27 protein-coding genes and 1 pseudogene are annotated in these 24,052 nt (G+C 63.8%); 8 read left to right on the top strand and 20 right to left on the bottom strand.

What is annotated here, in order from left to right; translation table 11 throughout:
* Window positions 1-103 precede the first annotated feature (103 nt).
* The 3 genes from NBE95_RS00140 to NBE95_RS00130 form a co-directional block, all read right to left on the bottom strand.
* On the bottom strand, window positions 104-496 hold the full coding sequence (locus NBE95_RS00140) for a hypothetical protein (protein WP_289893896.1): 393 nt from the start codon (window positions 494-496) through the stop codon (window positions 104-106).
* Between the two features lie 32 nt (window positions 497-528).
* A complete protein-coding gene (locus tag NBE95_RS00135) occupies window positions 529-1,053 on the bottom strand; it encodes a hypothetical protein (RefSeq protein ID WP_289893895.1) in 525 nt (174 codons plus the stop codon).
* Window positions 1,054-1,171: 118 nt separating this feature from the next.
* Window positions 1,172-1,513, bottom strand: a complete 342-nt coding sequence (locus NBE95_RS00130; RefSeq protein ID WP_289893894.1) for a helix-turn-helix transcriptional regulator — start codon at window positions 1,511-1,513, stop codon at window positions 1,172-1,174.
* A 368-nt stretch (window positions 1,514-1,881) separates the two neighbouring features.
* Here NBE95_RS00130 and NBE95_RS00125 point away from each other — a divergent pair, with 368 nt between their 5' ends.
* From NBE95_RS00125 to NBE95_RS00115, 3 genes are all read left to right on the top strand, one after another.
* Window positions 1,882-2,217, top strand: coding sequence for a hypothetical protein (locus tag NBE95_RS00125; protein ID WP_289893893.1), 336 nt, complete (start codon window positions 1,882-1,884; stop codon window positions 2,215-2,217).
* Entirely contained in the window at window positions 2,214-2,387 is a 174-nt protein-coding gene (locus NBE95_RS00120; RefSeq protein WP_289893892.1) for a hypothetical protein, read from the top strand. The genes NBE95_RS00125 and NBE95_RS00120 overlap by 4 nt, the downstream gene beginning before the upstream one ends.
* A 120-nt stretch (window positions 2,388-2,507) precedes the next feature.
* Entirely contained in the window at window positions 2,508-2,855 is a 348-nt protein-coding gene (locus tag NBE95_RS00115; RefSeq protein ID WP_289893890.1) for a hypothetical protein, read from the top strand.
* A gap of 4 nt (window positions 2,856-2,859) precedes the next feature.
* On the opposite strand, the gene NBE95_RS00110 is transcribed toward NBE95_RS00115, so the two are convergent.
* The 10 genes and pseudogenes from NBE95_RS00110 to NBE95_RS00065 all read right to left on the bottom strand — a co-directional run.
* Entirely contained in the window at window positions 2,860-3,018 is a 159-nt protein-coding gene (locus NBE95_RS00110) for a hypothetical protein (protein ID WP_289893889.1), read from the bottom strand.
* 94 nt (window positions 3,019-3,112) lie between these two features.
* Complete coding sequence (locus tag NBE95_RS00105; protein ID WP_289893888.1) at window positions 3,113-3,403, bottom strand: hypothetical protein; 291 nt, start codon at window positions 3,401-3,403, stop codon at window positions 3,113-3,115.
* Window positions 3,404-3,454: 51 nt separating this feature from the next.
* The gene (locus NBE95_RS00100) at window positions 3,455-3,688 is read right to left on the bottom strand and encodes a hypothetical protein (RefSeq protein WP_289893887.1); all 234 of its coding nucleotides are present in this window, start codon (window positions 3,686-3,688) and stop codon (window positions 3,455-3,457) included.
* Window positions 3,642-4,907 (bottom strand): site-specific integrase, encoded by a 1,266-nt coding sequence (locus NBE95_RS00095; protein ID WP_289893886.1) that lies wholly within the window; start codon window positions 4,905-4,907, stop codon window positions 3,642-3,644. The genes NBE95_RS00100 and NBE95_RS00095 overlap by 47 nt, the downstream gene beginning before the upstream one ends.
* Window positions 4,908-5,543: 636 nt before the next feature.
* On the bottom strand, window positions 5,544-6,173 hold the full coding sequence (locus NBE95_RS00090) for a VapE domain-containing protein (protein ID WP_289893885.1): 630 nt from the start codon (window positions 6,171-6,173) through the stop codon (window positions 5,544-5,546).
* On the bottom strand, window positions 6,167-6,427 hold the full coding sequence (locus NBE95_RS00085) for a VapE domain-containing protein (RefSeq protein ID WP_289893884.1): 261 nt from the start codon (window positions 6,425-6,427) through the stop codon (window positions 6,167-6,169). Before NBE95_RS00085 ends, NBE95_RS00090 begins: the two co-directional genes overlap by 7 nt.
* Window positions 6,428-6,845: 418 nt before the next feature.
* On the bottom strand, window positions 6,846-7,706 hold the full coding sequence (locus NBE95_RS00080; RefSeq protein ID WP_289893883.1) for a DNA-primase RepB domain-containing protein: 861 nt from the start codon (window positions 7,704-7,706) through the stop codon (window positions 6,846-6,848).
* A complete protein-coding gene (locus NBE95_RS00075) occupies window positions 7,696-7,926 on the bottom strand; it encodes a helix-turn-helix domain-containing protein (RefSeq protein WP_289893882.1) in 231 nt (76 codons plus the stop codon). Before NBE95_RS00075 ends, NBE95_RS00080 begins: the two co-directional genes overlap by 11 nt.
* An 858-nt stretch (window positions 7,927-8,784) precedes the next feature.
* Window positions 8,785-8,958: a hypothetical protein gene (locus NBE95_RS00070; RefSeq protein ID WP_289893881.1), complete on the bottom strand. Its 174-nt coding sequence runs from the start codon at window positions 8,956-8,958 to the stop codon at window positions 8,785-8,787.
* A 67-nt stretch (window positions 8,959-9,025) separates the two neighbouring features.
* Window positions 9,026-9,808: pseudogene (locus NBE95_RS00065) on the bottom strand (IS5 family transposase); the annotation flags it as partial.
* A 294-nt stretch (window positions 9,809-10,102) separates the two neighbouring features.
* Between NBE95_RS00065 and NBE95_RS00060 the strand changes: the two are divergent.
* Window positions 10,103-10,366: a PAAR domain-containing protein gene (locus NBE95_RS00060; protein ID WP_289893880.1), complete on the top strand. Its 264-nt coding sequence runs from the start codon at window positions 10,103-10,105 to the stop codon at window positions 10,364-10,366.
* Here the strand turns inward: NBE95_RS00060 and NBE95_RS00055 are convergent, their stop codons facing one another.
* From NBE95_RS00055 to tssI, 3 genes are read right to left on the bottom strand one after another with little or no spacing between them, the layout of a single operon-like run.
* Window positions 10,367-11,698, bottom strand: coding sequence for a hypothetical protein (locus NBE95_RS00055; RefSeq protein WP_289893879.1), 1,332 nt, complete (start codon window positions 11,696-11,698; stop codon window positions 10,367-10,369).
* A complete protein-coding gene (locus tag NBE95_RS00050) occupies window positions 11,699-12,640 on the bottom strand; it encodes a hypothetical protein (RefSeq protein WP_289893878.1) in 942 nt (313 codons plus the stop codon). It lies immediately after the preceding gene.
* On the bottom strand, window positions 12,637-14,664 hold the full coding sequence (tssI, locus tag NBE95_RS00045) for a type VI secretion system tip protein TssI/VgrG (RefSeq protein ID WP_289893877.1): 2,028 nt from the start codon (window positions 14,662-14,664) through the stop codon (window positions 12,637-12,639). Before tssI ends, NBE95_RS00050 begins: the two co-directional genes overlap by 4 nt.
* 577 nt (window positions 14,665-15,241) lie before the next feature.
* Between tssI and NBE95_RS00040 the strand changes: the two genes are divergently transcribed.
* From NBE95_RS00040 to NBE95_RS00030, 3 genes are all read left to right on the top strand, one after another.
* Window positions 15,242-16,897 carry an acyl-CoA dehydrogenase family protein gene (locus NBE95_RS00040; protein ID WP_289893876.1) on the top strand — a complete coding sequence of 552 codons (1,656 nt, stop codon included), beginning with the start codon at window positions 15,242-15,244 and terminating at the stop codon, window positions 16,895-16,897.
* Between the two features lie 77 nt (window positions 16,898-16,974).
* A complete protein-coding gene (locus NBE95_RS00035; RefSeq protein ID WP_289893875.1) occupies window positions 16,975-17,397 on the top strand; it encodes an META domain-containing protein in 423 nt (140 codons plus the stop codon).
* A 47-nt stretch (window positions 17,398-17,444) separates the two neighbouring features.
* On the top strand, window positions 17,445-17,789 hold the full coding sequence (locus NBE95_RS00030; protein ID WP_289893874.1) for an META domain-containing protein: 345 nt from the start codon (window positions 17,445-17,447) through the stop codon (window positions 17,787-17,789).
* 12 nt (window positions 17,790-17,801) lie between these two features.
* On the opposite strand, the gene recO is transcribed toward NBE95_RS00030, so the two are convergent.
* The gene (gene recO, locus NBE95_RS00025) at window positions 17,802-18,530 is read right to left on the bottom strand and encodes a DNA repair protein RecO (protein WP_289893873.1); all 729 of its coding nucleotides are present in this window, start codon (window positions 18,528-18,530) and stop codon (window positions 17,802-17,804) included.
* Between the two features lie 64 nt (window positions 18,531-18,594).
* On the opposite strand from recO, the gene ade reads away from it, so the two are divergent.
* The gene (gene ade, locus NBE95_RS00020) at window positions 18,595-20,376 is read left to right on the top strand and encodes an adenine deaminase (protein WP_289893872.1); all 1,782 of its coding nucleotides are present in this window, start codon (window positions 18,595-18,597) and stop codon (window positions 20,374-20,376) included.
* Window positions 20,377-20,429: 53 nt separating this feature from the next.
* On the opposite strand, the gene recF is transcribed toward ade, so the two are convergent.
* From recF to dnaA, 3 genes are all read right to left on the bottom strand, one after another.
* Window positions 20,430-21,506 carry a DNA replication/repair protein RecF gene (gene recF / locus NBE95_RS00015; RefSeq protein ID WP_289893871.1) on the bottom strand — a complete coding sequence of 359 codons (1,077 nt, stop codon included), beginning with the start codon at window positions 21,504-21,506 and terminating at the stop codon, window positions 20,430-20,432.
* A complete protein-coding gene (dnaN, locus tag NBE95_RS00010) occupies window positions 21,503-22,621 on the bottom strand; it encodes a DNA polymerase III subunit beta (protein WP_289893870.1) in 1,119 nt (372 codons plus the stop codon). Before dnaN ends, recF begins: the two co-directional genes overlap by 4 nt.
* A gap of 84 nt (window positions 22,622-22,705) precedes the next feature.
* Window positions 22,706-24,052, bottom strand: a complete 1,347-nt coding sequence (dnaA, locus tag NBE95_RS00005) for a chromosomal replication initiator protein DnaA (RefSeq protein ID WP_289893869.1) — start codon at window positions 24,050-24,052, stop codon at window positions 22,706-22,708.

The raw sequence follows: 24,052 nt of genomic DNA, 5'->3' as shown, positions 1-24,052 counted from the left end.
AAATGGGTGGGAAAGCTTTCCGGGCAAGATGTTGTCAGGGAAACACAATCGAACGGGTAGCAAAGCGACGGCGCCACACAGATTCGGCCAGCGTAGATGGTCATTATAGGCGCATGCGCTTGAGCGACATGAAAACAATCGCAGTAATGCTCAGAAGATTTATCTGAACGGTCGCGGCGGGGCCGAGAATGAATACGTCGCAGTTCGTGAGGAAATCTGCATTCATCAGGTAGACCGCGCTGCTGCTGAGTAAAAAAGAAATTACCGGGAATGAGACCAAGGCCCAGAGGGACCAAGGTGCTTTGGGCGCTAGGAACTCCACTAAAACCGAAACGATCAGCGCATACTGCAGGAGCCTTGAAAGTTTTCCTGCGGCCATCAATTTCTCAGGTTGAAGGATCTGTCCGCATCCATCGGTAGCCATCAAAATTAGTGGGGCAACGCTGCTTGAAGCGGAACAATAATAAGCCATCCCAGGACGAGCAACATCATGCATGGCAAGATGAACTGCTTTAGTTTCATTGGGTGTCAATTCAGGCGAAAAATACGTGCAATCTCGTCCAAGGCATCACGCTGACGCGGGCTCAAGGTGTCGGTACCACCCTCCATACCTCCGAGAACCGCCAGCAAGGGTTGAAAGCCGGTTCTGTCCAGCTGCGCTAACCGCTTTCCAAGCCGACCAATCGCCATTTGAGGGGTTTTGCATTCGTTCACCAGCCAGCGACTGACGATCAACATTTCATCAGTTTTAATCTCGCTGACAGCCAATTCCTTGCGGACTGCTTGCTTCAGGCTCTTAAGCTGCTCAGCCGTGGGCAGGGAAGCAAGATCGAGAAAGGCCAATCCCAAGGCAGATATCGCCAGACTCGGTTCCTCGATGCTTTCGACCGGATGGGCGTTCATGCGCCTACGGAACCCGAGCCGGCGTGCAGCGGCGATCACATCGCCGGCAATGCCGGATACGTCGTCTAGAGCTTGCTTGGCCATCCGTAGACGCCATGCCCAAACACCGGCAGCAAGAATCAGGCCCAATATCGCGATCAGTGCTGGCATGGCGACCTCGTGTTTTCAATCTGCATGCTTCAAATGGAATTGTATGATGTTCTTCGATTATAAAATTACGCGACCCTGAAAGATGGGGTTGATCGCAAGGCTGTTGTTTGCCGCCCCCTCACGCCTCGGCCATCGCGCGCAGCTGCCCGATGGCAATCTTTGCGCGTTCGTCGCTGAGGCTGCGCAGGATGGCGGCGCCCTCGGCGTCGAGCTTCAGGCGGTTCGGGCTCTTGTCCTCGGTCACCCCGTCATCGGGGAAGAACTCGCGGATCGGCACCTCCAGGGCGCCGGCGATGGCGATCAGCGTGTCGAGGGCCGGCAGCGACTTCGCGCGTTCGATGTTGGAGATGGCCTCGGGGGTGCGTCCGATGGCCTCGGCCAACCCCGCCTGCCGCAAGCGGCGCTGCTTGCGGAAGACCCGCACCTGCCCGGCGATGAAATGTTTGAGCGTCTCGGTCATGCAGCCGGAGTAGGCTTCATGGATTGACAGAATAAATCGCACGTGGTTTGAATTTTTGTAGAATACGAAGCATGATTTAAGTTTGTGGAAAGATTAGAGATGAAGATGGTCAAACAGGTGGGCGTTCTGATGCTGCAGGCGCTGCTGAGCTACGCACCCACGCCGAAGCTGCCACCGCAGCGGGGTAGTCTGTGACCCGGGTCAACCGAACCAGGATAGGACGGCGTCGGCCCGACGCCAGGAACCGAAACGCCGTAGTCCGTGCATGCCGCATGGCGCTGTTCGGGGTTGCTGCGGTCCTGCCCTTCGCCGCCCAACCGGCTATGGCATAAGACCTTCATGCCCGCGCGCTGCATCGTGCGCCCTATGTGGTGAACTATGCCTGCGCGCTGACCAACATGCTGCGTGTGCGGAAGGTGGACGGGCAATGGGTCGGTGGGCGATCACTCTGGCGGGCCGAACTCCCCGTCACCGGGCCGGGCGCGAAATTCCTGACCAAGTACTACACTTTCGCTGACGCACGCTCCTTTCGTCATCATCTGACGCAGTTTGCCATCGCGGCGAAGCATTGGGACGTTATCGCCACGCTGGATCCCGACAGCCTGGGTGCTGATGATCTGCTGACCGAGATCGACCGGGCCATGAACCAGTTGCCGGAAGGGCTCGGGAAAGATCCGTGGCAACTCTGCGAGGTAAATCCATGAGCGCTGACAGCTTTCGCCTGACCCTGGCCATTTGCGCTGTGCTTGCCATGCTGGGTTATCTCGCCTCGGTCGATGGCCAGTTGATGGGGCTGGTGGTCATTCTCGGGCTGTTCGCCGGTCTCGTCTGGCTGCTCTGGCGCCTGGGCCGCTGGGCATGGCGCCGTTATTGAGGCTGACATGCTACCCTCCATCACGGCGCCCCCCATTGCAATCGACCGGGTGCCGGTCGGGGGGAGTATCCATCATGCGGGGCGCGGGGGCGCCGAGGACGAGATTGACGGAGTGAGCAGATGACAGGGAAACCGGAGGACGAAGGCGCGCAGCGGCTGAGGGCGGCATTCGCGGCCGATCGCATGGCTTGGCAGCAGCAGCTTCGCGGTGACCTGCTTCGGGCGCTGGTGGATCTGTCCACGCGCAACCATCCGCCCAAGGAGGCCGATATCCTGGCGCAGATCCTGAATGTGTTCTCGGATCTGACGGCAGATGAGGACCTGCGCGAGCTCGTGGCCGACTTCCTCGAGCGCCTGCCCTATGAGATGAACCGGCGTCGGCGCCACAACATGCAGGTTTGGGAAGAGCTTCAGCGCCAGCAGGAAGAGCGCCGCCGGGCCGCAGGGAAACCGCCGCCCGAGGAATGAGGGGCTAGCCGCAGACCTGATAGCTCGTGCCCGACTCCGGCGGGCGGCAGACGCTATAGGCCGGGCCGGCCGGGTCGCTGCTGTCGGGCATGTCGCAAGCCGCGAGCAACAGGATCGCGGCGCAGGCCAGGAATGCGGCCAAGGGATGCCGAACGGTTTGCATGCAGGAAATCTCCTGGAGAAAGGGAGCGGCAGCAGTGTGCATGAAAGAGCCCATAACAGCTTTGCGGGGCATAGCGGCGGGCCATTCCCTCGGATCAAATTTCTTTTAAATTCAGGATAATGAACAAAATTAAGACGAGTACAGCCGTCAAGCCAAACAACCCAGCCACCAGAAAGCAGGCGGCTTCCCATGCATCACCCGCAGGCCGCGAAAAGCCGATATGCCAGCACCCTAAGAAGCCTGCGCAGGTCAATCCCAAAAATCCAGCCATCCAGGCCAGCACCTTGAGGCGCAGGTCGCCATGGAAACAATGGGCGATGGATACCGCCAGGGATGCCAGAATCCCGCTGCCCAATGCCAGAATGCCTAAATCGGAATCGATCATGGCACGATCATAGCAAGCATGAGGTTGCAACCAAAGCTTTTTGCCTCCCCCTCACCTGACCCGCCACCTGCGATTCTCAAACGCGCCGTCCTCGGCGATGCCCCAATCGACATAGCCGGCCTCGATGCCGAGGATACGCTCCAGCGCCTCGGCATCGACCTCGAGGACCGCGCCGCTCTGCCGCTCGGTCAGGCGGTATCGCCGGGGCGGCGGGGCAGGGGTCCGACCCCCGGCGCCATCAGCCTCCCGCGCCCGCGCCCGCTGCCGCGCCGCCGTAGGCCGCATCAAGCAGCGCCAGCGCCCCGGCGCCGCCGCGCACCGCCTGCGTGTAATGTCCCAGCGTCACCGCCGGATTGGCATGGCCGGCGAGCTTCGCCACCAGCCCGACCTCGACACCCTGCGCCTGCAACACCGAGACGAAGCTGTGCCGCGCCGAGTGATGCGTGACATAGCGCACCCCGGCCGCCTTCAGGCCCGGCTGCCAATAGCGGCGCAGGAAATTGCTGTAGAGGATCGCCGACCCCGCGTTCCGGAGCCGCTGTGGCCAGGCGCGCGGCTGCGCGGGGCCGCAGAACACCCGGTAAAGGTCGCCGTCCAGGCGCGGGCAGACCAGCTTCCAGGCCAAGAGCAGCTTGCGCAGGCTGGCGCAGATCGGGATCTCGCGTTCGCCGGCCTCGGTCTTGGTCGCCAGCGTGATCGAGCCGTCGCGCTCCTGCACCCGGCGGATCTGGATCACGCCCCGGTCGAGGTCGATATCCTGCCAAAGCAAACCGAGCTGTTCAGAGGCCCTGACGCCGGTCAGGAAGGGAAAGGCATAGAAGATGCCGCGCTGCGGATCGTTGCGGGCATGGTCGAGCAACTGCGCCACCTCGGCCGGCTCCAGGATCGACTTGCGCGGCTTCTGCTTCCTGCGGGTCAGGTTGCTCGGCATCTTGGGCACCGGGACGCCGAAATCCTCCTCGGCCAGGGCGAGGATGGATTTGAACATGCCCTTGACCTCGGAGGCAGTGAACTCGCCCACCTCCTCGCGCACGGTGGCATGCCAGAGCCGGATCTCGGCGGTGGTCAATTCGCTGATCCGGCGATGCCCGAGCAGCTGCAGGACCTTGACGTCGCGATGCGGCTTCACGCCGGTCTCGGTAAAGGCGGCGCGCTCCTTCGGCGTGCCCTGCAGCAAAGGCCCGGTGATGCAGCGGCACAGGATGCGATAGGTTTTGAGCGTCTGCAGCTTGATGTCGGCGGCCTTGAGGTCGAGCCAATGCGCGACCGCCTCGGCCACGGTCGGGTTGCTGTCGGGGTTGAAGTAGCGCTTGCCCTGCATCTGGGCCAACAGGGCGGCGCGCTGCGCCTCGGCCTCGATCTTGGTCGCGAAGGACAGGCGGCGCTTCTTGCCGGTCTCGGGGCAGGTCCAGTTCAGGGTGTGCAGCTTCTGGCGCTGGGTCTTGCCGGATGCCAGCGTGCGGCGGCGGTTCCAGGTGCCGAGCTTGATGATCGTATCGGTCATGGGGCTAACTTCTTGCTTTGCTTGCAAGAAAACGGAACCACGCCCGAAAAGGTCGCGCAATTTGCTGAAAGCACGCGGAAATCCCGGAGCGGTGACATTGTGATGACCGCGCAATAGTCGCGCGGCGGCGAAGGCGGGGCCGGCGCCGCCGACGAGGGCGGCGCGGGGGGTCATAAGGGCCGGGAACGGGCCGGAGGGGCGTTCCAGAGGCTCAGAGAGGCCGGTCGGGCGGGTCGCGGGGCAGCGTCAGGGGCGAGAGAACAAGGGGCGCCTGGAGGCCGGATTCCATCGACATCGACGAAGATGTCGGGCGACACGGCGGGCGGGAGGGGCAGGGGGCGGTGACAGCGGGGCGCAGGGAAACGCGAGGTTGGAACCGGCGAGGATACCCCATGCGACCCGAAGGCCGAGGGCGGGTATGGGTTCCCGGGCCCCCAAGAAGCGCGTCGAGCAGCGCCGAAAGCGTGCTAGATTGAAGCCAGCGCAGTGCCCAAGATTGCATCAGAGGTTTCGGGGGACACACATGACACATGGGGTCCGGAGGCGCGGACGTCCTGGGTGGGCCTATGGGCCGGCGCCTGCGTCGGGCGCCGGGGGCCACCCAGGACCTGTGTCCCCCGTGTCCCCCGAAACCTATCAGTAATCTACGGGCTCATCCTCCGTTTCCGGGTCAAATGGGCGCGAATAGCCGCGTTGGGTTTTGCCGTCCTTCTTGAACGGGTCCGGCCCCTCCCAGCCCAGCTGGTTCATCACCCGCTTCAAGCGCTTGGCCACCCAATCGCTCTGCTGTCCGGGCAGGATGCCGAGGTTGTCCTCGCCGAGGAGTTGCTGGGTGGTGATACGCCATTTGCCATTGATCACGCGTTGGCCCACGGGCGAATTCAGCGCATCCAGCCACGGATCGCGCGGCATTCGCGAGGACTGAAGATGAGCCGCCGCCGCCCAGAGTGTTTCGGGCAAGGTGATGTCTTCTCCCGCCGCTTCAAATTGGGCAGCCTCAGCCCAGAGTTGGTCGCGGTCGCGCTTCAGCCCTTCGAGATCGATGGTGCCGGTCGCCACCGGCCAGAAGCGCCGGTTTCCGGTGACGTCCATCAGATAGCTGTCGTCGTTCGTGGTGCCGATAAAGACGCACTGACGCGGAACCTGCACCGTCCTGCGCCCATAGGCGGGGCGGTAGCGGTCCGTGTCGCGCGACAGGAAAGCCTTGACGTGGGTGGTCTCGGCCTTCTTGATCCCAGACAGTTCGGCAATTTCGAAGATCAGCACGCCGGACAGCAACTCGCCCTGAGTCTTCGCGTCGAGCCGATGATGGGCTGGTCGGAGAAGTTTTCATCTCCGGCCAAGATCTTGAGGGCTGTGGATTTCCCCGAATCCTGCGAGCCCTCGAGCACGACCATGGTGTCGAACTTCGCGCCGGGGGACCGGACGCGGCGAACGGCCGCAACCAGCATCTTGATCCCGAACGCGCTGTTAAGCTCGGTATCCTCGGCGTCAAAATAGCGCGCAAACAGTTTGGACAAGCGCGACGTCCCATCCCACACCAGCCGTCGAAATAGTCCCTCATCGAGTTGAAGGAGTTTTCCAGGGCCAGCGTCTGAATGCCATCATCGATATTCGTCATGCCAGCATCGAAGCCGTGCGTGTCGTAGAACAGCTTGCGGATCATCATGCTGACGTCGTCGGTGATGTCGCCCGCATGTTCCTGGATCGCTTCGCCATCCGCCGTCGTGCGCTGCTTGAACAAGTCACGGCGAAACCGGATGCCGAGGCCCTGCAAACCGGCCAGCGCGTTGCCATAGGTCTGGCGCGGATCACCGTTCTTCGTGATGTCCGGCCAGACCACCGCGTTGACCGCAATCGCCCGGCGGGCCTGCCGCCATGCATAAGCGATAGCGTCGCTGCGCTCCAGAACCGAGGCCGAGATGTCAAGCTGGGGGTTCAGCAAAACGCCCGCGATTGCTTCGGGGGGCGTGCCCCGCCGCGCCATGGCGCAGCAGGAGGACCAGACGACTTCGCTGCGAGACGGGTAACGGGGATTATCGCTGCCCATCGGCCTGTCGGAGTCGTCGCCGCGAACCAATAGCCGCCCAAGCGCGCTGTTCGGGTCGATATCGGCCTCTTCCAGCGACATGGGACGAATGGTTTGGGGCACAGCAGTTTTGACTGCCGCCACCCCCTGGACGGTTCCCGGTGGCCCGAATTCCTCGGAGCCATCTTTGAGATTGAAATCAGAGTACATGAGACAACACGGGCTTGCGACCCGCCTTCTGTTTCTTGGCATTCGGCCAGCTGATGGTGTCGGGGACGCGCATGATACGGTTCCGCGTTATGGCAATTGTCGCCGCCCAGCTTCGCCGCGATCCGGCGGTTCAGTGCTTCGGCTTTCGGGATGTCGGCCAGCGGTTGATCGAGCAACCAGAACGCCTGATACCCGCCCCCGGAAAACAGGATCACCGAGGGCCGGGGCTCGAACGCTTTCAGGCGTTCGAGCGCATCATCGCTGAGGTCGTCCACATCGACATGCAGCATCCAGACCTCGGTGATGTCCCGTTTTCGCGCCTTCTTGTTATGGGCGGTCTCCACGGCACGATTGACCTGCCAGTAGATGTTGTAACCCTGCCCGTTGTGCTCGGAGATCCGGGCGTCGACAGCGTCGGTTGCGACATCCATTCCGAAGGCCTTGGCAATGGGGCCCCGCCCTTCTTTGATCGCGACCAAGGTCATGGGTCGGTCGGCATGCATGTCGCGCAGAAAGCTGGTCGCAGCTGCAATATCGGGCATCAGATCCTCACCCGACATCGGCCTGGTCCTGCTGCACTTCCGCTTGCATATAGGCAGCCATCGCGGCGCGCACTTCGGACAGCAGCACCCGGCGCCGCGACGAAAACGGCAAGTGGCACGGCAGCAGCCCGGCTTTGACCGCCCGGTACAAGGTGTACTTGGGCACGCCCAGGATACGGGCGGCGGCGGGGATGGAGTAGTAGAGCTCTGGGCCGCTACCACATTGATTGTTAGCCATAATTTCGACACTCCTGTTAGGTTTTAGGATGTGCCGTCAAGGGCTTGCCGGTGAGATTGGTATGACAGACAGTCTGCCGACCTGCACGCGGAGAGGTTTGCGCCCCCTATGGGGGCACACGATTACTTCGTCTTGAGATCAATAGGCGGGAACGGTGGCAACGAGTCACGCTCTTTCTCATACTCTTGAAGCCACTCGGATGCTGTTTTCGAACTGTAGCCGGAACGCTTTATGGCGTTGCTGAGCGATCTGGTGGGCTTCACCTTCCCATTAGATAGATTTTCTATCTCGCCAAGAACCTTGCGATACCATTCATGGTCTGCGCTACTTTCAGGAGAAGACTGCTTTTTTGATAAATCCCAGCAATACTCAGTGATGATCTTGTTTGCCTTATTCCCGCTCAGCCCAAAATGCTCCTCACAATAAGCACGGAAATGAATATACCATTTTATCTGCTCACCCTTCCCCGAGGCGCTGCCGCCCTTATCTTTTTTTGCCGCGCCTTAGATCCATTTGAGGAAAAGGCGAAATAATGCGCTCAGCAATTTGTCGATAATCCCCCCAAACCTCCAGAAGCTCAACAGTGGCCTGTCGATCCTCTAACAGCACAAGAAGACATTGCCGAATTTCAGAAAACTGAGGCAGATTACCCCAAACTCCAAACTCCACTCCGTTTTTATAGGACCCTGCACGATAATACCGACCACTCGTTGCCGGAGCAGGAATTTCGCTGTCGCGTCTCGGTGTAGTTCGCAATCTTTCGAGCATCTCGTTATCAATTCTCACGAAAGTCTCAGCAATCCGGAACCATGCCGCATATGAATGGTAGCATTCTGCATCTGACGGCACGCGCGGGGCCTAGTACCACGGCCTTGCGGTAATGGGGTGTTTCAAAGCATAGGGATTGAATTGACCGAACAGAGGCCAGCCGTTCGCGTCAAACTCAGACGGAAAATCTTCGCGATCACGGTCGTAATGCTCCAAGTCGAACTGACCGGTAAGTGCGTATCTCGCAGCGGGATCAAGGGTCATGGAATCATGCTTTTGCAGTCAACCCGGAAAGGTATAGACTATAATTCTTCGCCGCTGAACAAGGGGGTTATGCTGCGCTGAGCCGCCGCAGGGATCCGTCTGTTTGCTCAACGATGGCGGGGATGAAGCGGATGACGACGGCCCAAAGAGCCCTGATATGGGCGAGGATCTTTCGGATGTTGTGTCCGCAGGCGCAGAGCAGGGCGAAGATGGCATCACCGATCCTGCCCTTGAGGGGGCATCTGGCCAATCTGCCGTCTGATTTCATATGGCCGATCTCGGGCTCGATGGCGCTGCGCCGTTTGAGGAGCTTTGCCAACACCGGGGTGATGCCGCGCCTCTGGCCACTGATCAGGACGCTGGTGGTTTCGACGCCATGCCCGCGATAGCCGCGGTCGACCAGGGCGAGGCTGGGCCTCGTGTCGGTCAGGATCTCGACCTGCTCCAGCGCCGGTGCCAGGGTGTGGCCGTCATAAGGATTGCCCGGAAAGCTGCGGGCGCCGACTATGAGGCCGCCGTCGAGGGTGGTCGCGAGGCTGACCTTGGTGCCAAACTCGTAGCGCATCCGCGCCTTGCCCTTTGAGATGCAGTCGACCTCGGGCTCATGCAGGGAATAGAGCTTGTCTTTGCTCTTCGGCCCCTGTTCCAGCAGGCGCCCGACCAGCCATAGCGCGTCCAGAATCTTCTCGCGCAGGGGGCCTTGCGGGATGTCCTGCAGGTGACGGCGAAGATCGCGACGCACCCGGCCGACATAGCCCCTGAGTTGGCGCAGCGCCTTGCGCATGCGCTTGAACTGGCGGGCATGGGCGTAGCGCCCGACCTGGATGGCCAGCCGCGGTGCAAGACGGGCATCGATCATGTCCACCAGCCTCGGCCGCAGAAGATCATCCTGTTCGTGGGCGCGGGAATGGGGCTTCATCGGGGACCAGAAATTCCAGGGTTCTGGCTCTCAGATTACGAAACCCTGCAGAACATGACCAAAAAAAACGCCGGGCCATCACACAAAATCAATGCGTTGCACTTTGTTCAGACCCGACTCATTACGTCTGCAACTTGCACCTTAAGTTTATATGATAACGGCGCTGTTGGTTGATTCTAACACGAAAACACCACATTATTGTTGGCAGCAAGATGGAGGTAAGACATGCAACCAGTGGCGCGGCTCGGCGATGAACATGACTGTCCTATCCATGGCAAGAACCACATCGCTCAGGTCGAATCGCGCGTAAGACTGGACGGCAAGGAAATTGCCACCGTTGGCGATGTGACCGAATGCGGGGGGACAATCACCAGCGGATCATCCGTCAACAAAATCGACGGGCGCCCCATCGCCCATATCGGCAGCCGGACCAGCTGCGGTGGCGTGATAACGACCGGATCGACCACAGAAAAAGTGCGCCCCGGCTGATCAGGCCGGGAACGTCGCCTCATAGGTGGCGATCACCACGTCCATCCCGTGATATTCAGCGGAATGCTTGAAGGCGTGCGTGACCAGCGCCAGTTCGGGGCGCAGTTCGGCAAACCACAGTTCCAGAATGCGCGACCATTTGCCAATAACGGTTGAATACCACGCGATGTCCTCCAACGCGCGCTTTTCATAGCGCGCGCGCAGCCATTTCGCCAGGTTCTCGGTGAATTGCGACAGATTGGGCGCCGCCAGCAACAGTCCGTCCATTTCGGCCAGCACCGGAATAGAGGATCGGTTACCGGTCCGCATCGGGAACAGGTCGGGCAAAGGCGTACCCTTGGCGCCCAATGCACCGCCCGGGCTTCTGCCCGCAACGCGCCGCATCGTTCCCAGTGACGGCGGCATCGCCGCCATGCCCAGCCGCCGCGAGGCATGGCGAAAGACCGCGCCGATAAACGGCATGGTGGTGGTATAGCTTTGCAGCGTGGTCAGCACCTCGTCCTTGACAGCAAAAGCGTTGATCGAGCCGCTGCTGGTCGAGGCGGGAGCGATCGTCTTGGGATTCACGCCGGCCGGATTGAAGATCATTGCATGCAGGGCCACTTGCGGATAGCGATGATCCAGATGGCAACACACCGCAGCCGCCAGACCACCGCCCAGAGAATGACCCGAAATCTCCATCCTTTTGTCGGCCAGCGGCAGGATTTTTTGATCAACACAGCGCCGGCCATAGGCCATGGCTTCGCTGTATTGCGGCGATCCCCGTCCTAGCCCCTGATACAGATTGCTGACCCAGTCGCCATTTTCCTTGGCCATAATGTCAGCCTTGATGCCCAGATTGACAACGATCCCATCCGCCGCCGCCCGACCGGATTCGTCCAGCAGGCCGATCGCCTTGAACCCCATCGCCAGCATTTCTTCGCGTTTTATCTCTTCGTTGCGCGCAGGGACATTGGGATCAAAGATCTTGTTGAAGGGAAAGTTCTTCCAGAACGGCCCGACCTGCACACGAAGATTGGTGGCAATGCCAAGATCGCGCATATCTTCGAAATCGGTGCCGCGAAACACCAGACATGGCGGGCAGGACGGCGCCGACTTATCGGCGGGGTTCCACGATTTCACCTTGTAAAACCGCGCCACCAGCCCCGAGGCCGCCTGATTGTTCAGTAGATCCCATGTTTCCCAGTTGCGTTCTACCTCGGCCATCTTGTCGGGATAGAACGTCTGAAAGCCCGCCGGGCCAGGTGGATCTTTATAGACGTGCTTGCACAGATAACTGGCCTGCCGCCAGCAAGTTGTCCATTTGGCGCTGCCGGGATGGGTCGAGCTCATTCAGTTCACCCGGTCTGAACGGATTTCATCCCAAGGGATCTGGCCGGGTTCGGGGTCATTCCAATGGTCCTTGAAAATCATACGCGTGCGCGCGTCATGCGTGACGGTTTCGATATAATGGGGATTGCGCTTCAACACCCGCATGGCGATCCGCTTGATCTCCAGACTTGGTTCATCGCGGCGTTGGGCATAGCCGCCTAGCGCGTTCAGGAAATGCTCCAGCTGGGTCTGAGTGGGGTGATCGAAATATCCCTTGTCAATCAGCATATCCAGTTGCTCGAACTGCTGGTCGGCGGCCAAAGCGTCGACGGCATTCATGAAATATTCCCCGTCGTTGAACTCTGGCAGCCAGGGATCAGCGCCGGCGGCAAGCACGATCTCTAGCCCCTGATAATTCCCGTTCAGCGCCAGACCATAGGGCAGGATGGTTCGGATCCCTGGCAGTGGCCGGCCCTGTGCATCCAGCCCGCCCGAGCCGTTGGGATCGCCGCCATGCGCCAGATATGCGCGGATTACGTCATTCATCGCATCCTGATCCAGCAAGTCACCGCCGGGCATTGTCAGCGCATAAACGAAATCCCGCCGGGATCCAGTCTTGTCAGGCATCGTCGGATCCGCCCCTATGGCAAGCAGGGCATCCACCGCCGCCACATTTCCCGACGCCAGGGCGTGAAACAGCAATGTGATATCCTGTCCGTGACGCTTGTTCACCCGCGAACCAAGCCATTGGATGTCTTGTGGGGCAATCGGTTCACGCCGTTCAATCTGCTGGGCCAGCTTGTGAATATCCGCATCATAATTCGGATCTTCAGCCTGAAACAGGCGGTCTGCGCGATAGGCCGTCTCGGTCACGGTGGCCTCCATTAACCAATTTGGGAGTGAGATATAAGCATAGGTGCCGACAGCACAGCACAGCGCCAGGGCAACAAGAACATATTTCATTCGTTGATTTTCACGAAATCCGACATCAATCGTAAAAGCTGGTCCATGGTCACGGTAGCCACCTTGCCGTTGATGGCGATGTTGCCGCAATGATCCAGCGTGATCATGCTTTGCCCGCAGCGCAGGGTAATCTGCTGGCCCGCCTCGACCACAAAGTTCTTGGCGACTTCAATGTAATAGGTATCGCCGACGGTGGTAGATTTCAACTTGCCCAGGATTTCGCTGCTATTGCGGCCAATATTACTGTTCATGTCGCGCTCAACCGCGATTTCTAGATTGCCCGCGCCGAAATCGCCGATGGCTCGGCCCACCAGCGCGGCGGCGCCCCCGATGCCTTGGGTTTCGCTCCCGGCTTCGGCGGGGGTGACGCGCCCGCGATGCCCCGGCCCAACCGAGATGCGCATGTCGCCACCCACGATCTGATCCAGGATGTTATGCACCTCGCTTGCTTTGGAATCGCCTACACTTTCGATCTTGTTGTTGTTGACGCGCTCGGTCCGGTGCTGCTCGATCTTGGCGTTCATGTCGCGCTGCGCGTGCAAGAAAATCTCTTCGCTGTCTTTTTCATCCTCAAAGCGCAACTCGTTGAAACCGGTCCCCTGATGGGTATCGGTTTTGAAGGTGCTGATGGTCTTTTGCGCCGGCAGCTCATAAGGCACCTTGTTCCTACCGTTATAAACACATCCGGTGACCAGCGGCTTATCCGGATCGCCTTCCAGGAACTCGACCACGACCTCCATGCCGATCCTGGGGATGACCATGCCGCCCCAGCCGGCGCCGGCCCAGTTCTGCGACACCCGGCAGCGCATCGAATGCGCGCCCGCCAGATCCCAGTGGAACCGCACCAGGATGCGGCCGTATTCGTCGCAGTCGATCTCGCCCTCGCCGACCACCATCGCCGTCTGCGGGCCGTGCACCACGGGGACCGCCGTCCGCCGCGGCGGCACCATCGGCGCGGTGTCCGGCATCAGGGCGTAGCTGCCGGTGAAGGCATAGCCGTCGCTGCCCGAACCGCCGGAGCCATAGGCCTCGGACACGAAATGATGCGAGGCCGAGAGGCAGAGATAGGTCTCGCCCGTCCCCGGCACCGGGTCGCCCGCAAGCGTCACCCGGCGCCCCGCCCGCAGGCTGGCGCAATCGCCCACCGCGCGGTTGCGCCGGTCCGCGCCGCGTTCCTGGCTGGTGCGCAGCCCCGCCACTAGCTTGCCCACGTCCTGCGCCGGATAGTCGCCCGGGTAGTCGAAGCTCTCGATCTGGCCCTGCGCATGGGCGGCATCGCCCAGCCGGTCGGCCTCCATCGCCTGGTCGGGCTTCTTGAAATTGTAGTCGGTCAGCCGGATGGCGCCGGTGGTCAGGTTGCGCTCGGGCGACCAGTCCCAGAAATGCTCGCCCTCGGCCTGGTGATGGCCGTCGTAGCTTTTATAGGGCCGCGAACCGATGGTCTCATGCGCCAGCACGTCGTCGGTCAGCACCAGCGTGTGGCTGCCCGGGGCGTGGCGGAAATGGAAGGAGATGCCGTGCCGCTCCATCTGCCGGCGGGCGAAACCGAGGTCGGATTCGCGATATTGCACGGTGTATTCGAGGGTCGGATAATCCTGCGAGAGCTGGAACTCGACCGCCGGATCGCCGAGCTGCGCGTAATCCGAGAGCAGCTCGGTCAGGATCTGCACCACGGTCTTGTCGTGAAAGATCCGCTGGTTGCGGCGGCGGGAGGCGAGCCAGAACCAGGGTCGCAGGGTCAGGTCGTAGCGGTGGCCGTTCTCACCCACGCCGGCCCAGCGGGCCTGGGTGACGATGCCGTCGAAGGGTTGCGGGCCGTCGCGGGTCTCGATCTCGACCGTGGCATGGGTGCCGATCAGCGCGTCGAAGTCGAGATCGTTGCGGGTGGCCAGCGCCTCGACGCGGTAGTCGAAGAGGTCGTTGAGGTGGTCCGTGCCGTCGAAGCGCAAAAGCGCCAGCGTGTCGGGGCCGAGGGCGGTCGTCAAACGGCCCAGCCGCTCGGACTGGCGCAGGGGGGCGTTCATGAAAAAGGCCTCCGCGGGGGAAAAATGGGTCAAACTGAAACTGCGGGAAATGTGCATGACCGGAACGGCGATGCCAAGACTGCAAGATTGCCAAAGCCCGCAAGATGGTGCGCGCGGTCACCACCCGGTCACCAGCACCGGATTCGACCAGATTGAACGATCCGCGACCTTTCTGCACATGCGCGCTGCCCGGGGCGTGCTTCCCAGACATCTCGAATCCTGCACTTTCGTGCAGTCTCCTGTCATCTCATGCAAGTCGACAGGACGGCCGTCTCCATGAGAGCGGCGGACTGCGATCATGTCGTGACCAGGGGAATATCGGCGTCTGTGCTTTGAGATAACCTCGAAACGTCAATGCCGGCATCCGCCTTGCTGGGCGTTGCCCTTGACCCCCATGGCACGAGAAGATCGGCGGAGTGCGGACTGCGCCGGCAAGGCCGCAGGGTTTCCGCATCTCGGCCGCTTCCGGCTGTTCGTCGAGTCATTTTAGTTCACGCTCGGTCATTGTGGCGCATGATAGTTGCGCTGCGGTTGCGAAGGCGGTATTTATGCCGCAACGCCGCACAAGGAATCTGCCATGAAGGACATGCCCGCGATGCCTGCCGATACGCCTTCCGCCCTGCTGGCGCTGGCCGCAGCCACGCTCCCGGAACTTGAGACCCTGCAATCGCGCGCCACCGAGACGCTGCGGGCGCTGGTGGCGCCCTCAGGCAAGCCGCAGCCGGCGCTGCTGGAGGAACACCAGCACGCCGCCCATGCCCTGTCCTGGCTTGCCACCTATGTCGAATCGATTCGCCAGTTGACCGGCTGGGCCGCGCGGCTGGCCGAGGCGGGCAATCTGGGCCGGATCGAGGCGCTGATCCTGCAGATCGGTCTGGGCGAATACCTGACCCAGATCGCCGGCGGCATTCCGATGAGCCAGACGGAATTTGCCCGGCTTTCGGACCTGGGGATCGACTGGCGGCCGGGCGAGGCGGCGCTGGGGCTGATGCGCGGCAACAGCGCGCCGGCGCGGGCGGAACTCGCACGGCTGATGCAGGACAACCGGGGTCGGGCGACCTTCGGCACCACGGGGCTCGATGAGGATCTGGAGATGATCCGCGACCAGTTCCGCCGCTATGCCGAGGAACGGGTGATCCCCAATGCCCACGAATGGCACCTGAAGGACCAGCTGATCCCGATGGAGATCGTCGAGGAACTGGCGGAACTCGGCGTTTTCGGCCTGACCATCCCCGAGGAATTCGGCGGGCTCGGCCTTTCCAAGGCGTCCATGGTCGTCGTCACCGAGGAACTGTCGCGCGGCTATATCGGCGTGGGCAGCCTGGGCACCCGCAGCGAGATCGCGGCCGAGCTGATCCTCTGCGGCGGCACCGAGGAGCAGAAGGCGAAATGGCTGCCCGGCCTCGCCTCGGGCGAGATCCTGTCGACGGCGGTGTTCACCGAGCCGAATACCGGCTCGGACCTGGGCAGCTTGCGCACGCGGGCGGTTCGCGACGGCGAGGACTGGGTGGTCACCGGCAACAAGACCTGGATCACCCATGCGCAGCGCACCCATGTCATGACGCTGCTGGCGCGCACCGATCCCGAGAGCAGCGACTGGCGCGGCCTCTCGATGTTCCTTGCGGAAAAGACCCCCGGTACCGACGACGATCCGTTCCCGACCCCCGGCATGACCGGCGGCGAGATCGAGGTGCTGGGCTATCGCGGCATGAAGGAATACGAACTGGGCTTCGACGGCTTCCGGGTCAAGGGCGGGAACCTTCTGGGCGGGGAGCCTGGAAAAGGCTTCAAGCAACTGATGGAAACCTTTGAATCGGCTCGGATTCAGACCGCCGCTCGCGCCGTCGGCGTGGCGCAATGCGCGGCCGAGATCGGCATGCAATATGCCATCGACCGCAAGCAGTTCGGCAAGTCGCTGATCGAGTTCCCGCGCGTCGCCGACAAGCTCGCCATGATGGCGGTCGAGATCATGATCGCGCGTCAGCTGACCTATTTCAGCGCTTGGGAAAAGGATCACGGCCGGCGCTGCGACCTCGAGGCCGGGATGGCCAAGCTGCTGGGCGCCCGCGTCGCTTGGGCGGCGGCCGACAATGCCCTGCAGATCCATGGCGGCAACGGCTTCGCGCTGGAATATGCTATCAGCCGCGTGCTCTGCGATGCGCGCATTCTCAACATCTTCGAGGGCGCGGCCGAGATCCAGGCCCAGGTTATTGCACGCAGGCTACTGGACTAGGATGAAATTCCGGCCCCTGCTGGACAGCGGGGGCCGTTCAGGCATTATGGCGGCAACAGAACAGAACGGAGCTGCCAGTGACCCGCATCCCCCTGATTTCCGCGGCGATTGTCGCCACGCTCGGCCTTGCCGCCTGCGAGCCGACCGCGCCCTCGACCCCCGGCTCGAACGTGCCGACCGGCCCCTATGTGCTGGTCGGCATCGGCTCGGACACGGTGCCGCAACGCAATGTCGGCATGACGATCGAGGCCGACGGCTCGATCTCGGGCCAGGCGCCCTGCAACAATTACACGGCCCCGCAGACCGCCGAGCCGCCGGGCTTCGCGCTGGGGGCGCTGACCACCACGAAGATGGGCTGTTCCGGCCGGGCCGGGCAGTTGGAATCGCGCTATTTCCAGGCGCTCTCGGGTGCCAATGGCATCGCCTATGAAGGCGGCGTGCTGACCATCAAGGGCCCGACCTACCTGACCTACGAGCCGGGTTATCGCAAGGAAAAGTGACCGGACGGCGCGCCCTGCGGGGCGCCCCCTTCGCAAAGGAGCGCGCGATGCGGAAAGTTCTCCTCGCCCTGCCGCTGGTTTTGGCGGCCTGCGTGACTGAAGCCGAGACCGGAGACGATACGCCCATTCCCGGCGATTACGAGCTGATCGCGGTCGAGGGGGTCGCGGTTTCGGGCACGCCCACGCTGCGCATCGCCGCGGATGGCGCCGTCTCGGGGCAGGGGCCCTGCAACCTGTTCACCGGCCGCAACAATGCCACGCTGCCGGCGCTGGATCTGGGCGCACTGGCCACGACCCGCCGCGCCTGCCTGCAGGAGGGCGGCGAGCACGCCTTCTTCCAGGCGCTCGGTGCCGTGCGCGAGGCAAGGCGGAGGGCGGGGAATTGCGGATGACCGGTCCCGATGTCACCATCCGCTGGCGGGCGGTGACGCAATAAGCCGGGCGACCAGCCGGGCGCGGGCGGGCGGCAGCGGCTTACCGGCATGGGCTTCGGCCAGCCGTGCATGCAGGAAATGCCCGGTCAGCGCCAGCGCATCCTCGATGCCGCCATTGCCGCGCCCGCCCAGCATGGCCGGCAAGGGCAGCAACCGCGGCGCCCATTCCCCCGCCGCCTGGGCCGAAACCGCCCGGCCCGAGCGCGGGCTGACATAGGCCAGCCCCTCGCGCGAGCCGGTCACGGCGCAACTGCTGAGATCGAGGCCGAAGCCCAGCTCGTCGAGCAGCCGCATCTCCCAGCGCAGATAGGCTTCGGCCCAGGTCTCGCCCCAATCCATCAGGTCCAGCAGCGCCTCGGTGGCGTCGACAAGGCGCGGATGCGGGTCGCGCTCGGGTAGGGCATAGGTCAGCAGCGCGGTGACCGCGTTCACACCGGCCAGCGCATCGGCGCCGGTCAGCAGCCCCGGCCGCGCCCGCACCGGTTCGACGGCGAAAGTGCCCAACTGGTCCTCCAGCCGCGCCCGCCAGCGCAGGCTGACCCGGCTGCCCGGCTGCAGTATGGCGGCGCGCCTGGTGCTGGCGCCGCCGGGCACCAGGCCGCGGATCAGCCCGGCCTCGCGCGTCAGCACGGTCAGGATCACGGCGCTTTCGCCGTGCCTTTGCAGCGCCATCACGCTGGCCTCGCCGCTCCATTCCATCGCGCCGCCTTTCCTTCCGCGCCACCCTGCCGCAATCTGGGGGCGATGAACAAGGGAGGCAGGCATGTTGAAATCGTGGATCCAATCCCAGGCCCGGCTGGTCGAGGTGGCGGCCGGCCGCGCCCCGGCCGATCTGGTGGTCCGGGGCGGGCAGTGGGTGAACGTCCACACGCGCGAGGCGATCCCCGGCATCGACGTGGCGGTGGCGGACGGTCGCGTCGCCTATGTCGGCCCCGATGCCGGCCCCTCGGTGGGCCCCGATACGCAGGTGGTCGAGGCGGCGGGCCGCTTCATGGTCCCGGGCCTGATCGACGCGCATATGCATGTCGAATCGGGGATGCTGACCCCGGCCGGCTTCGCGGCGGCGGTGATCCCGCATGGCACCACGACCATCTTCCACGACCCGCACGAGATCGCCAACGTGCTGGGCCTTGAAGGCGTGCGGCTGATGCGCGACGAATCGCTGCTCCAGCCGATCAGCATGTTCACCCAGATGCCCAGCTGCGCGCCTTCGGCGCCGGGGCTGGAAACCACCGGCCAGCCGATCACCGAGGGCGAGGTGGCGCAGGCCATGGGTTGGGAGGGCATCGTGGCCTTGGGCGAGATGATGAACTTCCCCGGCGTCGCCGCCGGCGACCGGCAGATGCTGGCCGAGATCGCCGCCACCCGCGCCGCCGGCAAGACCGTGGGCGGCCATTATGCCAGCCCCGACCTGGGCCGGCCCTTCCATGCCTATGTCGCCGGCGGCGCCAACGACGATCACGAGACCACGACCGAGGCGCAGGGCATCGCCCGCGTCCGTCAGGGCATGGGCTGCATGATGCGTTTGGGCTCGGCCTGGTATGACGTGGCAAGCCAGATCACCGCGATCACCGAAAAGGGGCTCGACCCGCGCTTCTTCATCCTGTGCACCGACGACAGCCATTCCGGCACGCTGGTCCATGACGGGCACATGAACCGGGTGGTGCGCCACGCCATCGCCTGCGGCTGCGATCCGCTGGTGGCGATCCAGATGGCGACCGTCAACGCCGCCAGCCATTTCGGACTGGAACGCGAACTCGGCAGCATCACCCCGGGACGGCGGGCGGATGTGATCCTGACCTCGGACCTGCGGACCCTGCCGATCGAGGCGGTGATCGCCCAGGGGCGGCTGGTGGCGGAAGCCGGCAGGCTGCTGGTCGATTGCCCGCGCATCGCCTGGCCCGAGACGGCGCGCAACTCGGTGCATCTGGGCAAGCGCCTCGCCGCCCCGGATTTCGAGGTCAGCGCCACGGGCGCCACCGCCCGCGTCCGCGTCATCGGCGTGGTCGAGAACCAGGCGCCGACCAAGGCACTGACCGCCGAACTGCCGATCCGCGACGGCGTGATCGAGGGGCAGGGCGACACCTGCCACATCGCCCTGGTCGAACGCCACCGGGCGACGGGCGGTGTGGTGAACGGCTTCGTTTCGGGCTTCGGCTATCGGGGCCGGATGGCGGTCGCCTCGACGGTGGCGCATGACAGCCACCACATGATCGTCGTCGGCACCGACCGCGACAGCATGGCGGCGGCGGCGAACCATCTTGGCGCCATCGGCGGCGGTGTCACCGTGTTCCGCGACGGTGCCGAGCTTGCCAGCGTTGCCCTGCCCATCGCCGGGCTGATGTCCGACCGCCCGGCCGAGGAGGTCGCCGAGGCCGCGCAGGCCATCGTCCAGGCGATGCGGGATTGCGGCTGCACGCTCAACAACGCCTATATGCAGCATTCTCTGCTGGCGCTGGTGGTGATCCCGGAACTGCGGATCTCGGACCTGGGGCTGGTTGATGTCACCCGTTTCGAATTGGTGGACCTGATGCTCGCCCCCTGAGCTTCACCGTTTTCCAAATACCCGAATCGACGCCCAGCCGGCTGCTTTGCTCCTCAAATACCCATGATGCGCGAGACCTCGGCCTCGCGCGCGACCGCCAGGAATTGCGCCCGGCCGCGCAGCGCCTCGAACAGTTCCGGCCCGGTGCCGGTCAGCCAGCTCTGGGCGCCAAGCGCGCAGATCTCGTCGTAAAGCGCGGCGCGGCGGTCGGCATCCAGATGCGCCGCCACTTCGTCCAGCAGCAGCACCGGGCTTTCGCCCTCCAGCGCCCGTGCATTGGCCAGGATCAGGGACAGAAGCAGCGCTTTCTGCTCGCCGGTCGAACTCAGCGCTGCGGGCATTGCCTGCGGCCCCCAATGCGCGCCCAGATCGGCGCGATGCGGGCCGCTCAGGCTGCGGCCGGCGGCCATGTCGCGGCTGCGGCCTGCGGCCAGCCGGGCGGCGATGCTGTCGGGATCGGGGTCGTCGGCGAAGCCCTCGCCGGGCAGCAGCGTCAGGCTGGCCGAGGGGAAGGCAGTCCTGGCCCCGTCCTGCGCCGTCGCGATCCGGGCGATGGCGTCCAGCCGGTTGCGGGTGACAGCCGCGCCCATCTCGGCCATCTGCGCCTCCAGCGCCCGATACCAGCCGGGATCGCGGACCTCATCCTTGAGCAGCCGGTTGCGCTCGCGCATGGCCTTGTCGTAACCCAGCGCGTCCTCGGCATGGCCGGGAATAAAGCTCAGCGTCAGCCGGTCGAGAAAGCGCCGCCGCTGTTCCGGCGCATCGGTCCACAGCCGGTCCATGGCCGGGGTCAGCCAGATCGCCCGCATCAGCCGGCCAAGCGCGATCTGCGTCGAGGGCTTGTCGTCGATCATCACCTCGCGCGGCTGGCCGGGCAGGGCGCGGGTCGTGACCTCATGCTCGTCGATCCGGGCGCGGATCTGCCAGCCGACATCCGGCCCTTTGCGGGCCTGATCGCCGGGCGCGGCGCCGCGCATGCCGCGGCCGGGCGACAGCATCGAGATGGCTTCCAGGATATTGGTCTTGCCGGCGCCGTTCGGGCCATGGATGGCGACGGGGCGGCGGTCGGCCTCGATCTCCAGCCTGGCCCAGCTGCGGAACTGGGTCAGGTGCAGTTGGGTCAGCGTCACACGCGCATCGGCATGACGACATAGACCGCGCTGGTGTCGCCGCCCTCGCGGATCAGTGCCGCGTCGCCCGAGCCGTTGAACAGAAAGACCGCGTTCTCGCGCTCGATTTGGCTGGCGATCTCATGCAGGTACTTGGCATTGAAACCGATCTCCAGCGGCTCGTCGGCATAGGCGACCGGCAGTTCCTCGTCCGCCGCGCCGGCATCGGGGGCGTTCACGGACAGCACCAGCCGATCCTCGTCCAAGGACAGCTTGACGGCGCGCGAACGCTCGCTGCTGACGGTGGCCACCCGGTCGACGGCCTTGGCGAAATCGCCGGCATCGACTTCCAGCTTGCGGGCATTGGCCGAGGGAATGACGCGGCTGTAATCCGGAAAGGTGCCGTCGATCACCTTCGAGGTCAGGGTGATCCGGGGCGTGGCGAAACGCACCTTGGTCTCGCTGACCGAGACCGCGATCTCGGCCTCGTCATCGTCCAGAAGCTTGCGCAGCTCGGCCACGGTCTTGCGCGGCACGATCACCCCGGGCATCGCCTCGGCGCCGGCGGGCAGCGGCGCGTCGATCCGCGCCAGCCGATGGCCGTCGGTTGCGACGCAGCGCAGCGTCGGGCCGTCCTCGCCCTGGGCGACATGCATGTAGACGCCGTTCAGGTAATAGCGGGTTTCCTCGTTCGAGATGGCGAATTTGGACTTGTCGAACAGCCGGCGCAGCACCGCGGCGGGGGCCGAGAAATTCGCCGAATATTCCGACGAGGACATCACCGGGAAGTCCTCGCGCGGCAGGGTGGCCAGGCTGAAATTCGAACGTCCGGCCTGCACCGCCAGCCGTTGCGAGGCGGCGTCGAGGCTGAGCTGCACCAGCGCGCCGTCCGGCAGTTTGCGGGCGATGTCATTCAGCATCCCGGCCGAAACGGTGGTGGCGCCGGGCCGCTCGACCTGGGCCGCGGCGCGGTCCACGATCTCGGTATCCAGATCGGTGGCGCGGAAGCTGACGCCTTCGGGCGTGGCCTCGATCAGCACGTTGGCCAGGATCGGGATGGTGTTGCGGCGTTCGACGACGGACTGGGCCTGGGAAACGGCTTTCACCAGATCGGCGCGTTCAATCGAAAACTTCATGGTCCACCCTTGTGTCTTGGCCTTGCCGCGCCTGGCGCGGGGCGCCAATGTGGCACAATCCCGCGCAAGGTCAAGCGGATGCGATCAGGCTTCCAGCAGCCGGCGCAGCAGGTCGATGTCTTCCGCCAGGCTGCGATCGGCGCTGCGCAGTTCCTCGATCTTTTTCACCCCATGCATGATGGTGGTGTGATCGCGGCCGCCGAAGCGCCGTCCGATCTCGGGCAGGCTGCGCGAGGTCATCTGCTTGGACAGATACATGGCGATCTGCCGCGGCCGGGCGACGGTGCGCACGCGCTTCGGCCCGATCATGTCGGCCAGGCGGATGTTGTAATGCTCGGCCACCTTGCGCTGGATCTCCTCGATCGAGACCTTGCGGTCGTTGGCGCGCAGGATGTCGGCCAGGCATTCCTGGGTCATGTCCAGCGTGATCTCGCGCCCCATCAGGCTGGCAAAGGCGAACAGCCGCTGCAGCGCGCCTTCCAGCACGCGCACATTCGAGGTGATGCGATGCGCCAGGAACTCCAGCACGCCCGGCGCGATCAGAAGCCCGGGATACTGGGCGCGGAAACTGTCGGTCTTGCTTTGCAGGATGCCCAGCCGCAGCTCGTAATCGGTCGGGTGCAGGTCCACCACCAGCCCGCATTGCAGGCGGGACTTGATGCGCTCCTCCATATCCTTGATCTCGCCCGGCGCGCGGTCGGCCGAGATGACGATCTGCTTGCCCTGATCGACCAGGGTATTGAAGGTATGGAAGAATTCCTCCTGCGTGGATTCCTTGCCGGCGATGAACTGCACGTCATCGACCATCAGCACGGAAACCGTGCGGAACAGCTCCTTGAAATCCATCACCGTGCGGTCGCGCAGCGCCTGGACGAAGCGATACATGAACTGCTCGGCGGACAGGTAGAGCACCCGCGCCTCGGGCTGGCGGGCCTGGATCTCGCGGGCGATGGCATGCATCAGGTGGGTCTTGCCCAGGCCGACCCCGCCGTAAAGGAACAGCGGGTTGAAGGTCACCGGCCCACCCTCGGCCACCCGGCGGGCGGCGGCATGGGCCAGCTCGTTCGGCTTGCCGACGACGAAATTGTCGAAGGTGAAACGGCTGTCGAGCGGCGCGGCCAATTCCTCCTCGCCGGCGGGGCGCGGGGGGGCGGGGCGCTTGACGGCCGGCGCGGCCGCCTGGCGGGCGGTCTGGCTGCGGGTCTGGAAGCTCAGGCGCTGCACCGGACCGCCCATGCGGTCCAGCACCTTCAGGATGTCGTCGCTGTAATGGCGCGATACCCAGTCGGACAGGAAACGGGTCGGGCAGGCGATGGTGGCGGTGCCGTCCTCGACCCCGGTCAGGCGGAGCGGCTCGATCCAGGTCGAGAAACTGTCGGTCCCGACGATCTTCTGAAGTTCTTCACGTGCCTGCCCCCAAAGTCTGTCCAT

It is taken from the genome of Paracoccus sp. TOH, assembly GCF_030388245.1.
In the GTDB taxonomy this organism is placed as follows: Bacteria; Pseudomonadota; Alphaproteobacteria; order Rhodobacterales; family Rhodobacteraceae; genus Paracoccus; species Paracoccus simplex.
This window is presented reverse-complemented; position numbering and strand designations above follow the sequence as displayed.